General features: G+C 73.3%; 8 protein-coding genes. 1 reads left to right on the forward strand and 7 read right to left on the reverse strand.

Annotation, left to right across the window (positions count from 1 at the left end; all coding sequences use genetic code 11):
- The first annotated feature begins 82 nt into the window (after positions 1–82).
- Positions 83–3889 carry a multifunctional oxoglutarate decarboxylase/oxoglutarate dehydrogenase thiamine pyrophosphate-binding subunit/dihydrolipoyllysine-residue succinyltransferase subunit gene (locus ACH4UK_RS09270; protein ID WP_398355408.1) on the forward strand — a complete coding sequence of 1269 codons (3807 nt, stop codon included), beginning with the start codon at positions 83–85 and terminating at the stop codon, positions 3887–3889.
- Between the two features lie 81 nt (positions 3890–3970).
- Here the strand turns inward: ACH4UK_RS09270 and fxsT are convergent, their stop codons facing one another.
- From fxsT to ACH4UK_RS09305, 7 genes are all read right to left on the reverse strand, one after another.
- Entirely contained in the window at positions 3971–6955 is a 2985-nt protein-coding gene (fxsT, locus tag ACH4UK_RS09275; protein WP_398355409.1) for an FxSxx-COOH system tetratricopeptide repeat protein, read from the reverse strand.
- Between the two features lie 118 nt (positions 6956–7073).
- Positions 7074–8306 carry an FxsB family cyclophane-forming radical SAM/SPASM peptide maturase gene (locus tag ACH4UK_RS09280; RefSeq protein ID WP_398355410.1) on the reverse strand — a complete coding sequence of 411 codons (1233 nt, stop codon included), beginning with the start codon at positions 8304–8306 and terminating at the stop codon, positions 7074–7076.
- Positions 8303–8479, reverse strand: coding sequence for a YxD-tail cyclophane-containing RiPP peptide (locus ACH4UK_RS09285; RefSeq protein ID WP_398355411.1), 177 nt, complete (start codon positions 8477–8479; stop codon positions 8303–8305). Before ACH4UK_RS09285 ends, ACH4UK_RS09280 begins: the two co-directional genes overlap by 4 nt.
- Positions 8476–11820: an SAV_2336 N-terminal domain-related protein gene (locus ACH4UK_RS09290; protein ID WP_398355412.1), complete on the reverse strand. Its 3345-nt coding sequence runs from the start codon at positions 11818–11820 to the stop codon at positions 8476–8478. The genes ACH4UK_RS09285 and ACH4UK_RS09290 overlap by 4 nt, the downstream gene beginning before the upstream one ends.
- A 7-nt stretch (positions 11821–11827) precedes the next feature.
- The gene (locus tag ACH4UK_RS09295) at positions 11828–12847 is read right to left on the reverse strand and encodes an AAA family ATPase (protein ID WP_398355413.1); all 1020 of its coding nucleotides are present in this window, start codon (positions 12845–12847) and stop codon (positions 11828–11830) included.
- 126 nt (positions 12848–12973) lie between these two features.
- Complete coding sequence (locus ACH4UK_RS09300) at positions 12974–14938, reverse strand: trypsin-like peptidase domain-containing protein (protein ID WP_398355414.1); 1965 nt, start codon at positions 14936–14938, stop codon at positions 12974–12976.
- Positions 14931–15230, reverse strand: a complete 300-nt coding sequence (locus ACH4UK_RS09305; RefSeq protein WP_398355415.1) for a CU044_2847 family protein — start codon at positions 15228–15230, stop codon at positions 14931–14933. Before ACH4UK_RS09305 ends, ACH4UK_RS09300 begins: the two co-directional genes overlap by 8 nt.
- Between the last annotated feature and the right edge of the window lie 9 nt (positions 15231–15239).

Below are 15239 nucleotides of genomic sequence, written 5' to 3' on the forward strand. Positions count from 1 at the left end.
GCCTGCAAGGAACGGTTTGGGGGGCGTAGCCTTGATTTCCGCTGTCCATCACCTTGTGAAGCGGAAGAGGGCGGTTGCCGCCGTGTCGTCTCAGTCCCCCAGTAACTCGAGCATCTCGACCGACCAAGCCAGTCCGGGCACCAACCCGGCCGCGGCCTTCGGTGCCAATGAATGGCTCGTCGACGAGATCTACCAGCAGTACCTCCAGGATCCCAGTTCGGTCGATCGCGCCTGGTGGGACTTCTTCGCCGACTACAAGCCGGGTGCCTCCGGCACGGCGGACAAGCCCGTTCCCGGCGCCGGGGCCTCGGGGGCCCCGGTGACCGAGGCCCCGGCGCCCGCCGCCGCCCCGGCCGCACCGGCTCCCGCAGCCGCTCCGGCTCCGGCGAAGGCCGCGCCCGCCGCCGCTGCTCCGGCAGCCCCGGCTCCCCCGGCCGCCCCGGCCCCGGCGAAGCCCGCGGCGGCGAAGCCCGCTGCCGCGCCCGCCAAGGCCAAGGCGGACGAGGCCACCGAGGCCCCGTCCGGCCCGGAGTACGTGACGCTGCGCGGCCCCTCGGCCGCCGTCGCGAAGAACATGAACGCCTCGCTGGAGCTGCCGACGGCCACATCCGTCCGCGCGGTCCCGGTGAAGCTGCTCTTCGACAACCGCATCGTCATCAACAACCACCTCAAGCGCGCCCGCGGCGGGAAGATCTCCTTCACGCACCTCATCGGGTACGCGATGGTCCAGGCCCTCAAGGCCATGCCGTCGATGAACTACTCCTTCGCCACGAAGGACGGCAAGCCGACCCTGGTGAAGCCGGAGCACATCAACCTGGGTCTGGCCATCGACCTGGTGAAGCCGAACGGTGACCGCCAGCTGGTCGTCGCGGCCATCAAGAAGGCCGAGACGCTCAACTTCTTCGAGTTCTGGCAGGCGTACGAGGACATCGTCCGGCGGGCCCGCATCGGCAAGCTCGGCATGGACGACTTCTCCGGTGTCACCGCCTCGCTGACCAACCCCGGCGGCATCGGCACCGTCCACTCGGTGCCCCGCCTGATGCCCGGTCAGGGCCTCATCATGGGCGTCGGCGCGATGGACTACCCGGCGGAGTTCCAGGGCACCTCGCAGGACACCCTGAACAAGCTCGGCATCTCGAAGGTCATGACGCTGACCTCGACCTACGACCACCGGGTCATCCAGGGCGCCGCCTCCGGCGAGTTCCTGCGGGTGCTGTCCCAGCTGCTGCTCGGCGAGAACGAGTTCTACGACGAGATCTTCAAGGCGCTGCGCATCCCCTACGAGCCGGTCCGCTGGCTCAAGGACATCGACGCCTCGCACGACGACGACGTCACCAAGGCCGCGCGGGTCTTCGAGCTGATCCACTCCTACCGGGTCCGCGGCCACGTCATGGCCGACACCGACCCGCTGGAGTACCACCAGCGCAAGCACCCCGACCTGGACATCACCGAGCACGGCCTCACCCTGTGGGACCTGGAGCGGTCCTTCGCGGTCGGCGGGTTCGCCGGCAAGACGATGATGAAGCTCCGCGACATCCTCGGCGTGCTGCGCGAGTCGTACTGCCGCACCACCGGCATCGAGTTCATGCACATCCAGGACCCGAAGCAGCGCAAGTGGCTGCAGGACCGGGTGGAGCGCCCGCGTCCGAAGCCCGAGCGCGAGGAGCAGCTGCGCATCCTGCGCCGGCTGAACGCGGCCGAGGCGTTCGAGACGTTCCTGCAGACGAAGTACGTCGGCCAGAAGCGGTTCTCGCTGGAGGGCGGCGAGTCCGTCATCCCGCTGCTCGACGCGGTGCTCGACTCCGCCGCCGAGGCCCGCCTCGACGAGGTCGTCATCGGCATGGCCCACCGCGGCCGGCTGAACGTCCTGGCGAACATCGTCGGCAAGTCGTACGCGCAGATCTTCCGGGAGTTCGAGGGCAACCTCGACCCGCGTTCGATGCACGGCTCCGGCGACGTCAAGTACCACCTGGGCGCCGAGGGCACCTTCACCGGTCTGGACGGCGAGCAGATCAAGGTCTCGCTGGCCGCCAACCCCTCGCACCTGGAGGCGGTCGACCCGGTCCTGGAGGGCATCGCCCGCGCCAAGCAGGACATCATCAACAAGGGCGGCACGGACTTCACGGTCCTGCCGGTCGCGCTCCACGGCGACGCGGCCTTCGCGGGCCAGGGCGTCGTCGCCGAGACGCTCAACATGTCGCAGCTGCGCGGCTACCGCACCGGCGGCACCGTGCACGTGGTGATCAACAACCAGGTCGGCTTCACCGCCGCCCCGGAGTCCTCGCGCTCCTCGATGTACGCCACCGACGTGGCGCGCATGATCGAGGCGCCGATCATCCACGTCAACGGCGACGACCCGGAGGCCGTGGTCCGCGTGGCGCGGCTCGCCTTCGAGTTCCGGCAGGCGTTCAACAAGGACGTCGTGATCGACCTCATCTGCTACCGCCGCCGCGGTCACAACGAGGGCGACAACCCGGAGTTCACCAACCCGCAGATGTACACGCTGATCGACAAGAAGCGCTCGGTGCGCAAGCTCTACACCGAGTCCCTCATCGGTCGCGGCGACATCACGCTGGAAGAGGCGGAGCAGGCGCTCCAGGACTTCCAGGGTCAGCTGGAGAAGGTGTTCGCGGAGGTCCGCGAGGCCACCTCGCAGCCGGCCGCCCCGCATGTCCCGGAGCCGCAGGCCGCGTTCCCGGTGACCGTGGAGACGGCCGTCTCCGCCGAGGTCGTCAAGCGGATCGCCGAGTCGCAGGTCAACATCCCCGAGTCGATCACCGTCCACCCCCGTCTGATGCCGCAGATGCAGCGTCGCGCGGGCTCGGTGGAGAACGGCACGATCGACTGGGGCATGGGCGAGACGCTGGCCATCGGTTCGCTGCTGATGGAGGGCACCCCCGTCCGGCTCGCCGGTCAGGACACCCGCCGCGGCACGTTCGGCCAGCGACACGCGGTCCTGGTCGACCAGGTCACCGGCGAGGACTACACCCCGCTGCTGTACCTGGCCGACGACCAGGCCCGGTACAACGTCTACGACTCGCTGCTCTCGGAGTACGCGGCGATGGGCTTCGAGTACGGCTACTCGCTGGCCCGTCCGGAGTCGCTGGTCATCTGGGAAGCCCAGTTCGGTGACTTCGTCAACGGCGCGCAGACGGTCGTGGACGAGTTCATCTCCTCGGCCGAGCAGAAGTGGGGCCAGACCTCCGGCGTCACGCTGCTGCTGCCGCACGGCTACGAGGGACAGGGCCCGGACCACAGCTCCGCCCGCCCCGAGCGCTTCCTCCAGATGTGCGCGCAGGACAACATGACGGTCGCGATGCCGACCCTCCCGTCGAACTACTTCCACCTGCTGCGCTGGCAGGTGCACAACCCGCACCACAAGCCGCTCATCGTCTTCACCCCGAAGTCGATGCTGCGTCTGAAGGCTGCGGCCTCGACGATCGAGGAGTTCACCGTCGGCGGCTTCCGCCCGGTGATCGGCGACGCGTCGGTCAAGGCGGAGAACGTCCGCAAGGTCGTCTTCTGCGCGGGCAAGCTCTACTACGACCTGGACGCCGAGCGGGAGAAGCGCGGCGACACGGAGACGGCGATCATCCGGCTGGAGCGCCTGTACCCGCTGCCGGGTGCGGAGATCCAGGCCGAGATCGCGAAGTACCCGAACGCCGAGAAGTACCTCTGGGCGCAGGAGGAGCCGGCGAACCAGGGTGCGTGGCCGTTCATCGCGCTCAACCTGATCGACCACCTGGACCTCGCCGTCGGCTCGGACGTGCCGCACGGCGAGCGCCTGCGCCGCATCTCGCGGCCGCACGGCTCGTCCCCGGCGGTCGGCTCGGCCAAGCGCCACCAGGCGGAGCAGACGCAGCTGCTCGAAGAGGTCTTCGAGGCCTGACCGGCACACCGGATCCGCGAACGCCCCGGCCCCCCGTCGACATCCTCTCGACGGGGGGCCGGGGCGTTCCGGTCCGGCCGGTCAGATCGGCTGGGGTTCGAAGTCCCAGTAGGGGCGCTCGCCGGTGGCCGGAGACCGGTCGGGCCGGTGGCCGCCGCCGAACGACCGGGTGAGCGTGCGCGCCACGTCTTCGGCCATCCGTTCGGCCTCCGCCGTGCGGCCCGTGGTCCGCAGCTCGACGGCGAGCCCCGCCTTGAGGCCGACCGTCAGGATGTGGTCGGGCCCGACGGCGGCCCCGGCCCGTGCCAGAGCCTCCCGGCCCAGCTCCGCCGCGCCCTCGGGATCGCCCGCCGCCCCACGGGCCGAGGCCGCGTTGAGGGCGCAGCCGATGCTCCAGGGGTGCTCCGCGCCCAGCACGGCCGCCATCGCCGTATGCGTCTGCTCGGCGGTCACCCGGGCGGTGTCGTGCTCGCCCAGGGTGCGCAGGATGACGCCGCAGTTGTCCCGGGCTCCGATGGCGTACGGATGCTTCTCCCCGAGCAGTGCGGCGTAGGTGCGGGCCGTGGACTCGGCCAGGCTCCGCGCCTCGTCGAGGAAGCCCATGTCGCGCAGGAGCATGGCGTAGTCGGTGGAGACGAGCAGGGTCTCGGGGTGGTGGCTGCCGCGGCGGTGCGTCATCTTCTCCCGGACCGCCTTCATCAGGGACTTGGCGAAGGGGAGGTTGCCCTCCCGTCGGGCGCACAGGGCGAGGTTGTGCTGGGCCAGCAGGGTCTGGGAGTGTTCCCGGTCGAGCACCTGGCTGTGCAGCGAGGCATTGCGCTCCTGGAGCGCGAAGGCTTCCGGATAGCGGCCCAGCAGGCGAAGCGTCCACGCGGTGTGCAGGGCGGAGAGCAGCGTCAGGGCGTTGCGGGGGCCGAGCAGCCGGACCCGTGCCTCCATGATCGACCGGTGCTGGTCGAGGGAGTCCCCGTACCGGCCGCGCAGGGCGATGGCCTGGGCCAGGTTGCTGCGGAGGGCGAGCGTGCGCGGCACCGTGCTGTCACCGAGCCGCTCGACGGCCATGGCGGTCGCCGATTCGTAGAGCCGGTGCGCCTCGTCGTACTTCCCGAGGGCCATCAGCGTGCCGCCGAGGCCGTTCATCGCGCGCAGCAGCTCGATGCCCTGGGCCTCCGGTACGCGATGCAGCTGCTCCAGGATGGCCCGGCCGACGTCCTCGGCCTCGACGTACCTCCCCAGGCGCCGCAGCATGTTGGCGTACTGGTGGGTCGCGACCAGGACGGTCCGGTCGGTGGGCCCGGACACCGTGCGCCAGTGGTCGAGGGCCTTGCGGGTGATGTCCCAGCCGTTGGCGTACTCGCCGCGCATCCGGAGGTACTCGACGCAGTTGAGCACCAGGCTGCGCACGTCCTCGTCCGCGGACTCCAGGGCGCCGGAGGGCTCCAGATGGGGAATCAGGTCCGCGTAGCGTCGCCAGTGGCGGGGGGCGGTCGGGTCCCGGGGGTCGGCCGCGACCAGAACCCGGCAGGCGGTCTCGGAGGCCTGCTCCCGGTCCCGGGAGGACAGGGTGCTGCGGACGAAGCGGTGGAAGAGCCCGTGCATGCGCAGGGAACCGACGGTGAGGATGTCGTTCTGCGGTCCCGTCTCGTACTCCAGGGACATGGCGGTCGTCTCGGAGAGCCTGCGCAGGGCGGAGTTCCAGTCGCTGGGCTCGGCGACCAGGCGAGCCAGGTGAGGGGGGAGGTCGGAGGCGCGGGCCGACCTGAGCAGGCCGACCGGGACCATGTCGGCGGAGAAGTGGGCCAGCAGCTTGAGGAGCTGGTGGACGTGCGGTGCGTCCTCGTCGAGTGCGTTGAGCGTGGTGGACCACACGGCCTGGAACCGCTGCGGGTCGCCGCCCGAGGGCACGACGCCCAGGGTGTGCGGGTCCCCGTCGCGAATGTCCGCGACATAGCGTCCGACGTCGGTGAGCGGATAGGCGTCCAGCCAGGCGGCTGTCTGGTCGAGCAGCAGCGGCAGGTCCTCGACCACGTCGGCGAGCTGGTCGGCGTCCCGCTCGGTGAGCCGGGGCGCCCGGCGGCAGACGAAGTCGATGCTCTCGGCCCGGTCGAAGCGCGGCAGGGTGACCACCTCGGCCCCGTGCGCGGACCATGAGGCATCGCGCGTGGTGATCAGCACATGGCCCGCGCCGTGCGGGACGAGTTCGGCCAGGTCCTGCGGGTTCTCGGCCCCGTCGAACACGATGAGCCAGCGCCGCCGCATGGTGGCGAGGCGTTGGTGGGCGGCGGTGATGAGGCCGCGCAGTTCGTCTCCCTCGCCGGCCTTGAGCGCGGTGGCGAGGGCCGCGAAGTCCTCCCGGGCCATGAGCGGGGTGTGCGCCCTGACCCACCAGACGAGGTCGTACTCGCCCGCGTAGCGGTGGGTGTACTCGCGGGTCACCTCGGTCTTGCCGATGCCTCCGGAACCCTGCAGGGCGACCAGGGCCGAGCGGCCGGACGCGGGCGTCCCGTCCCGGTTCCGGCCGTCGAGGAGTCGGTGCAGCCGTTCCAGCACCCGGTCGCGCCCGGCGAAGCGCCGGTTGCGCCGCTCCACGTTCGACACCGGCGGAGGCTCGTCGGGGAAGCGCAGCCCGCGGTCGAGGTCGACCCCGGTGCGCTTGTCCAGGACCAGTCCGCAGACGGTGAGCAGTCGCTGTTTGGCCTCCTCGCGGCGGACCCCGTGCAGGCTGACGGGGTCCAGGGCGCGGGCGGCCTCGGGCAGGCGGTGCGGGGTGACGGTGACGGCGCGGATCTGTGACCGGTGGTTGGGCAGCAGCTCGCCGAGCACGGCGGCCCAGGCCCGGTACCGTCCCGCGTCGAAGCGGAGGTACCAGTCGTCCAGCACGAGCAGAACGCGTTGTTCGGCGAGCAGTTCGATGAGCGCCTCACCGTTGGGCGGGCGGCGCAGAGGGTCCCAGCGGACGAGGCGGGTGACGATGCCCGCGGTCTCGCATTCCTCCTCGACCCACTTGGCCCAGGATTCGCTCTGGCCCGCGAAGAGGACGGTGATGCGGTCGGAACCATCGGTCATACGGGTACCTCCTCGGCCCACCTGTCCGCCGGTGCTCAAACAATCCCATTGTGCGTCAGATACCGTGCGATGAAGGGCAGTTGGCGATCGATTACCTTGGTTGTCGCTGTCTCCCGTGTCACACCGACGCCTCGTCGCCCCCCGGTGTCCCCCGGCGGAGCGGTGTCCCGCCGAGTCGTCGCGCGATGTGCCGGATGAGGTGCTCGAGGTCGGCGCAGTAGACGCTGGGATGCAGAAAGCCGCTGGTGGGGGCGTAGCGGTGGGCGTAGTTGCCACCGCCGCACACCCGGAGCACGGGGCAGGCCCGGCACTCGGGGGCGAGTCCCTCCTCACCGAGCTGCCGGGCGGCGATGCCCGGATGGCGCAGGGCCTCGTCGAAGGAGTTGGCGAACACGTCGAGACCGGTCTCCGGGGCGCCCGCGTAGGCGGACTTGAGCGAGTCGACCTGTTCGATGGCGCCGTCGGTGTCGACCACGACGGCCACCATCGGGGAGAGGCCGACGGCTTCGGCCGCACTGGCCCACCCCAGCAGCAGGGCCAGGATCTCGGTGAAGAGCCGGGCCTGGACCCGCACCCCGTCCGACTGCCACCACAGGTCGAAGACCTCCGCCAGCCACTGCCCGTACGGTGCCGGGCTCGGGCGGTGGCGGCCGGGCGGGACGGCTGCCCGGCCTGCCGGGGGCGCCCCCCAATTGGCGTGCGGCAGCAGAAAGTCCAGCGCGGGCGGGCCCAGCTCCAGCAGTGATGTGTACACCTCGCCCGGGTCGCTGCCGAGGTCGATCGTGCTGAGGATGCCCGCGTACTGGGCGTCGCGGCGGGCCAGCAGAGCGGCGGCACGGGCCGCGGCCGGCCAGGACGAGCCTCCGCCGTGGCCCACCCGCCTCCGGTTGAGCCGGGCGTTCCCGCCGTCGAGGCTGAGGCCGACCCGGATGCCTTCGGTGGCGAGCCGGTCGAGGACCGGGCCGGTGAGCAGGGTGCCGTTGGTCTGCACCGACGAGACCACCTCGCAGTCGGCGGGGACGGCGCGGCGGACGGCCCGGACCTGGGCCAGCAGCGGATCGGGGCCCGCCAGCAGGGGTTCGCCCCCGTGCAGTTCCACCCGGATCCGGTCCAGGCCGTGGGTGCGCGCATGCTCGCCGATCCGCTCCGCCGTGCGGATCATGGTCTCCTGGGCCACCCGGGGCGGGCGCTCGCGCCAGCTCTCGTCGGGGCTGCGGTAGACGTAGCAGTAGGAACAGGCGAGATTGCATCTGCTGTGCACCTTGAGCACGAACTGCCGCAGCGGGACGGGGGTCAGCCCGGCGCTGGTCAGCGTCCGGTGCGGCCACAGGGGCAGGGTGTCCGCGCTCACGGGGCGTCCTCGTAGTACGCGACCGGGGTTCCGGCGTCGGCGGAGCGTTTGCGGAGACCGGTGAGGACGGCGTCCAGCACCGGGTGGCCGGTCGTGCCGCCGTCCTCGGCCAGCGCGGCCAGCCGCCCGAAAGAGGGCAGGGGGCTGCTGCTGTCCTCGTGCATCGGCGTCATTCGTCACCCGCTCCGAGCCGGCGCGTGGCCTCTCTGAGCCGGGACGCGACCGGGGAGTCCTCCTCGCCGTGATCGGCCAGGACGGCCAGCGCCCGGTCGTACTCGACCAGTGCGCGGTCCGGACCGGCGATCCGCTCCAGCATCCGGGCCCGGCTCTCCAGGTGTCCGGCGGCCGCGACCGCCGACCCCGCGACGAGCGAACTGTCGGCGGCCTGGAGGAAATGGCCCGCCGCCTCGGCGAACCTCACCTCGGCCGTGGTGGCGAGACCGAGCGCCTCGGCCACCTCGCCCCGGACCCCGTACGCATGGGCCCGGGTCTCGGCGGAATCCGTGCCCCGCCCGGCCGCCCCCACGATCCAGTCGGCCTCGTAGAGGTCGACGACGGCTCCCGCGACCCGGTAGCGAAGGAGCAGGGCGAGCCCCAGGTCGAGTCTGCGCACGGCCAGTTCGGGGCTCTTCTCGGAGGTCTCCGCCACACACCGGCGCAGCGCCCGCACCGCGTCGAGCAGCCCGTCCTCGGAGCCGTCGAGCTGTCCCCGCCGCATCAGCGCCACTCCGTGGCGGTGCAGACTCCCCGCGCGGCCCGGAGCGGAGGGGGCGGTGAGCTCCAGTACCTCGGCCCAGGTGTCCACGATCCGGTCGAGGGCCGCCCGCCGGTCGATCCCCGGCAGGCGGGAGCGCCGCGTCTCGACGAGCGCCCTCGCCTCCAGGCAGCGCAGCCGCGTCGCGTCCCGGTGGCCGCCCGGCGGCAGTGCCTCCGCGGCCATGAGGGCTTCGGCGAGGTCCGACAGCGCCTGGTCCTGCCCGGTGGCCGCGCCGCTGCCGAACCAGGCCAGCTCGTGGGCCTCCGCCAGGGCGCTCCACGCCTCGACGAGGTCGGCGGCGGGGGCGTGGTCCATCTGAGCGAGCGACCGGGCCAGGTCGAGGGCGGCCGGGCCCGCGAGCGCCCGGACCCGCTCGTGGTCCCCGCTCGTCGGGCGGTGTGCCCGGTCCGCGTGGTGCCGGGCGAGCAGGACGCGTGAGCGGCCGCGCAGGTGGAACAGCGCCGGAGAGGGGCTCGCCGCGATCAGCGCGTCGAGCACCTCCAGCGACCGGAGGGCCATCGTCCCGTACCACTGGTCCGGCCCCTCGGGGGGCGGGCGGTGCAGCCGCAGCGCCTGATCGCCGAAGTCCCGGCCCAACTGCTGGAGCACCTGGACGCGGGCGATCGCCGCCGACCGCCCTGGGTCGCCGTCCTCGGCGGCCGCACGGCCCAGCACGCGCTGGGCCTCGTCCAGCAGCAGGAACCGTACGGCGTCGGTGTCCCCGGGCGCTCCGGCCTCGGCGGCCCGCCGGTGGTACCGCTCGGGCACGGCATCGGCGCCCGCCCCGCCCACCGCGATCTCCTCGGACAGGGTCCGCAGGACGGCGCCGAGGGTGCCGTACGCCCGGGGCACGTCGGGGATCGCGCGCTCGGCGGCGGCCAGCGCGCCGCTCAGGTCCTCCCCGAGCCGGCGCGCCTCCCACCGCTCGGCGAGGGCGGCGGCGAGGTCGGCGAAGAGCCGGGACCGGTCGGGGCGGCGGCGCTCCGCCTCCGTGGCCTCGGTCAGCAGGGCGATGCCGAGGTCGAGGTCGCGGGCGGTGCCCTGCCGCCGGAAGCTTCTGAGCCGCTCCCGGGCGCCGGCCGCCAGCGCACCGGCGGGTTGTGCCCCGCCGGTGTGGGGCCGGGGCAGCGAGCCGCGCAGCACCCGGGTGGAGACGACGGCGAACTCCCGCAGCAGAGGGTCGTCCGGGCCGCCCGGTGGGCCGGGCGGATCGACCGTGCCGGAGAGATAGGCCACGGCCATGGCGGGGAAGTTGCGGGCGGTGCGGCCCCAGCGTCCCTCCACGTAGCGCGAGAGGTGGTTCAGGGCACGGTCGGCGTCCCCGGGGTCGAGCCTGCGGTGCAGCTCGTCCCAGACCCCCTCGCGGAACGCGTAGGCGAGGCCGCCACCGGTCTCCCGCTCGACCCGGGTGAGCAGACCGCCCAGGAGCACTTCCGCCAGCGCGTCGGGTCCGCTGTCGGGGAGCATGGCGCGCTGGAGGTGCTGCATGACCGGCAGTTCCAGCGGGGTCGTGGTCAGCCACTGGGCCAGCCTGACCGCGGTCGGAGAGGCGTGGCGGCGGAAGACCCGGACCCGCTCCGGGGCCGGGACGGCGGGGGTGTCCGCGGGCCCGGCGGCGGCGGGGCGCGGTCCGGGACCGACCCAGGCCGCCGCCGCGCGCTGGGTGACCTGACCGCTGCCGGACAGCAGCCGCGCCCAGGCACCCATCGACACGTGGTGCAGGGCGAGCACCGGAACGGGGACCGCTCGCGGTGGCCGGCCCCCCGGGGAGTCGAACTCCAGCCGTCCGGCCTGCTGCTCGGGCCGGCGGAGCAGACCGGGCCGGGCGGGCAGATGGGTGTTGCGCCACATGCGCTGGGGCAGGGGCTGGACGACCGCGACCGGCATGGCGGCGGCCCAGTCGTGCAGCAGCCGGTGCAGGACGCCGCTGCGCCACATCGGCCCGGCGCAGTCGCTGAGCAGCAGGGTGATCCGGCGGCCGGTGGGGTCGGTCAGCTGGGCCGGGGGCAGCAGGGGGCCGGTGGGCGGGTGGGGCCCGGTGGAGACGCCCGGGGCGCCGTCCGGGTCCTCGTGGAGGTAGTGGACGCGGACTTCGCGGAACGCGCCGCAGCGCAGGAAGGTCTCCCGCAGTTCGTCGAGCGTCTGCTCCCACACCACGGTCGAGGAGGAGACGTCCATGAGCAACTGGGCCCGTGCCTCGCGGCGGTGGGCGGGACGCAGCACGGGCTGGAGGATTCCCGTCTCCGCCGCCCGGTGCGCGGTGGCGTTCTCGTCGAGCGTGCCCCGCCCGGCCGGCGACGGGGCGCGGAACCGCTGGAGGGGACGCAGCGCCCGCTGGAGGGCGAGCGGGTCCGGCAGGGTCGACGCGGTGGGGACCCGTACGGAGGTCCCGGACACGCCCCGGCGTACGTCGCCGGGGCTCCCGCCGCCACCGGCCGGGACATGCAGGGCGGCGCGCTCCGCGGGCGGGGCGTCGGAGGCGGGCGGCGGCGCCGGCGGTGGCGCGGTGGGACGTCCTTCGTCCGGCGGAAGGGCGGGACCGTCCGGTGCGTGCCCCTCCGGCCCCGGCCACTCCTCCGGCCGGCGCGGGGAGGGCTGCGCCCAGCGGGCCAGCCAGAGGGCGTCCGCCACCTCCTCGGCGGTGGCGTCGAGCCCGGCCTCCCGCAGCCGGGTGACCAGGGCGGTGAGAGTGCCGTGCGGGGGGCCGGGGGCCGCGTCGGCTGCGGAACGGGGGCCTGGGGGAACTGCGGAGTTCATGACGATGTCACCGCTGCGGTGGATGCTGCTCCAGGGGGCGCATCAGCAGCCGGGCGATGTCCTCCCTGCGGCTGCCACCCTCCACGGCGGTGTGCTGGGTGAGGAAGATCGCGTTGAGCAGCTCGTCGGTGGGACGCAGCCCGTCGTCGCCCCGGCCGAAGCGCTCCAGAAGATCGCGGTTGACCTCGTGCGCGCCCTCTCCGAAGTGGGCGTGCACCAGCGCGGCGAGCCGTTCGTTGCGCGGCGGCTCCAGGTGCAGGCGGATACAGCGACGGAGCAGGGGCCGGGGGAAGTCCCGTTCGCCGTTGCTCGTCATCACGATGAAGGGGAACGCCCGGCAGCGGACCCGGCCGCCGCTGACCGGGACCGTCCGGCCGTCGTCGTCCAGGACCTCGATGGCCGCGCCGCCTTCGCGCTTGGCCGCGCGTTCCAGTTCGGGGATGCGGAACTCGCCCTCCTCCAGCACGTTCAGGAGGTCGTTCGGCAGGTCGATGTCGCTCTTGTCCAGCTCGTCGATGAGCAGGACCCTGGGCCGTTCGGCGGGCAGGAGCGCCGTGCCCAGCGGGCCGAGCTTGATGTACTCGCCGATGTCATGGCCGCCGGGTGCGGCCGGGCCGTCGTGCTCGCGGGAGAGCTGGGCGTCCTGGAGCCGGGCGATCGCGTCGTACTCGTACAGCCCCTGCTTCAGCTCCGTACGGCTGACGACGGACCACTGGAGCACCCGTCCGAGACCGAGCTCCTGGGCGACGGCGTGGGCGAGGGTGCTCTTGCCGGAGCCGGGCTCGCCGGTCACCAGGAGCGGGCGGCGCAGATACAGCGCGGCGTTGATGAGCTGGATCGCCTCCTCGTCCTGGACGGGCAGGAGCGGGCGGCTGCCCAGACGGCGCGTCGTGGAGGAGTCCGGCCCGGGGACCGGGAGTCCGGTCGGCTCGCCGGTGAAGGTCCGCCAGGGGGGCGGGGGCGGGAGCGCGCCGATCCGGTCCGGGGCCGGATCGCCCTCGCCCCGGTAAATCAGCCAGTCGCTCATCTTCCACTCCTCGTCGGCGGTCGGTGCCTTTCCACGCTCCGGCCGACGGGGCGGGGAGCGCCCGTGAGGGACTCCGGGGAATGTACCCCCGCAGGGTCCGGCCAAAGCTGCTTTCCGGCCACATCGTCATGGTGAATTCACCGGTCCCACCGGACGTTCGGGGATCGGCCGGCGCGGATCGTCGTACAGGAGGGCGACGGCCTCGGCCCAGTGCCCGATCGTGCGGCCCTCGTGGATTTCCTCCCTGATCCGGCGCAGCCGGTCGGGCAGTTCGGGCGCCGAGCCGGTTCCGGCCAGCAGTTCGGCCACGCCCTTGTGGAGGTTCTCGCAGTCGGCGCCGCACGGCCCGCCGTCGTGGCCGTCGATGCGCCACAGGGCGATGCCGTGCCCTGCGGCGAGCAGGGACTCCATGGCCAGATGGCCGGTCCCGAGGCCCGCGCGGTGGCAGAGGACCGGGATGCCCGACGAGGGGAGCTCCGCGATGTGCCGTTCTCTCAGGAGCCCTCCGGCGGGCGGGATCCGGCCCGCGGAGAACGGGCCGGAGCCCGCCGCGGCGGGCCAGCGCTCCAGGCGGGGCAGGTCGGGCTCCCCCCGCCGGTCCACGTTCCGCAGGACGATCCGTCGCCGCACGCCCACCGGCAGATGGGCGGGGTCGCCCAGGGGCGCCTCGTCGGCCAGTTGCCAGCGGTGCACCGGGGTGTCGAAGTACGCGGCGGGCAGCACGACTTCGCACGGCGCGGGCGCTCCGCCGCCGGCCTGGTCGGCGATCCGGAACGCCTGGACGAGGGGGTCACGCAGATGTGTCCGGAGCCGGGCGGGCACTACGCCGTTCGGGTCCTCCTCGGCGGCGAAGATCTCGTCGTCGGCGCTGCCGTCGTCGATCCTGATCTGCCAGTGCAGGGTGCCGTACGGCAGTTCGTCGAGTTCGACGACGACGATGTGGCCGGGATCGTCCGGGCCCGGGTAGGGGATGACGATCCGGTCCACCTGCCCGGTGTCGGGCAGCCGGGCCTGTTCGACGAGGCGGCGCAGCTGTGGGGGGAGCCGGTGGAGCCGGCGGCCGAGCCAGCTGTCGAGCCCGCCGGTGTCGGCCCCGTACCCCCGGGCTAGCAGGGCGGCGAGCCGCAGGTAGTGCATGAAGACGTAGGCGGGCAGCGGTCTGCCGCCCTCGTCGTAGAGCAGCCCGTGCCCGTCCCGCCAGGTGACGGGACGCGGGCCGACCCGGGGCAGCCGCTGGTCGCGTACGTGTGCGGCGAGGTCCGCCACGACGCCTTCCGGTGGCGGGGCGAGGGCGGTGAGGTGGTGGAGGGCCTGGACCCGGTCCTCGCTGGACCACTGCTCGGGTCCGGCGGTCCGGGCGGCCTCCAGCCGGGTCTGGTGCGCGGTCCAGCTGCCGGTGTCCTCACGCCGCGCGTGGTGCCAGCGGTCGTGGGCGTCCATCACCTCGCGGTAGAGGGGGCCGAATCCGCGCAGGGCGGCGGCCGACACGGCCCGGCCGCCGTCCTGCCCGGCCCGGCCGGATTTGACGATCTCCCGTACGGCGCCGGTGGCGGGGTCCAGGACGGGGCCGCCGGAGACTCCCGGCGGGAACTCGGCCTGGGGGCCGAACCGGACGGCGACGGCTCCGTCGTCCACATTGGCCCGGACCTCGCCGCGCCAGAGTCCATAGGCCCGGTCGTCCTCGTCCGGTGTCGGCCGGAATCCGAAGGAGACCCGCTCGCCGCCCGTCGAGACGGCGCTGTCGCCCAGCCAGACGCACTCGTGGTCGACGTGCCCGTCGAGCAGCCGCACCAGGGCGAGGTCGCGCTGGGCCGGGACCGAGTCGCTCCACACGTCGGTGACCAGCCACTGCCGCAGCCTCACCCGCGTCGGCGCGATGCCGTAGCCCAGCTCGTCGCCCGCCGCCCAGAAGGGCCGGTCGGTGTCCTCGCGCAGGTGCGGCAGCAGCACGTGCGCGGCGGTCACGATCCAGCCCGGTGCGACGAAGAAGCCGCTGCCCCACATCTGGGGGGTGTGCGGATCGTCGTGCGGCAGGAAGCGGACCGTGGCCGCCCGGACGAGGGCGTCGAGGCTGGGCAGGCCCTCAGGCATCCGTGCCGGCCGGCCCCTCCGGGTCCTGGTCGCCCAGCCGCCAGACGAGGGTGACCTGCACCGATGCCTTGGCCTCGCCGTCCGCCAGGATCGCGACCGCCTTGCCGGGTTTCGCGGTCAGTTCCACCCCGAAGGTCACCGACGCCTCGTGCGGCTTGACGGCCGCGGCCGCGCGGAGCACGGTGCCGCCGACGCGGGAGATCAGTTCGTCGAGCTGTTCGAGACGGGCCACCGCACCGTCGACGACGCCGACGTCCCGGTCCGACGAGCCGTAGCCCGCGGCGGCGCTCACGCGCGCATG

It is taken from the genome of Streptomyces sp. NPDC020884 (assembly GCF_044333935.1).
GTDB lineage: Bacteria > Actinomycetota > Actinomycetes > Streptomycetales > Streptomycetaceae > Streptomyces.

What these genes read in the sequence shown, in the direction of transcription:
- fxsT (WP_398355409.1), bottom strand. Translation starts at nt 6,955, where the DNA reads ATGACCGATGGTTCCGACCGCATCACCGTCCTCTTCGCGGGCCAGAGC.
- ACH4UK_RS09285 (WP_398355411.1), bottom strand. Translation starts at nt 8,479, where the DNA reads ATGACGCCGATGCACGAGGACAGCAGCAGCCCCCTGCCCTCTTTCGGG.
- ACH4UK_RS09290 (WP_398355412.1), bottom strand. Translation starts at nt 11,820, where the DNA reads ATGAACTCCGCAGTTCCCCCAGGCCCCCGTTCCGCAGCCGACGCGGCC.
- ACH4UK_RS09295 (WP_398355413.1), bottom strand. Translation starts at nt 12,847, where the DNA reads ATGAGCGACTGGCTGATTTACCGGGGCGAGGGCGATCCGGCCCCGGAC.
- ACH4UK_RS09300 (WP_398355414.1), bottom strand. Translation starts at nt 14,938, where the DNA reads ATGCCTGAGGGCCTGCCCAGCCTCGACGCCCTCGTCCGGGCGGCCACG.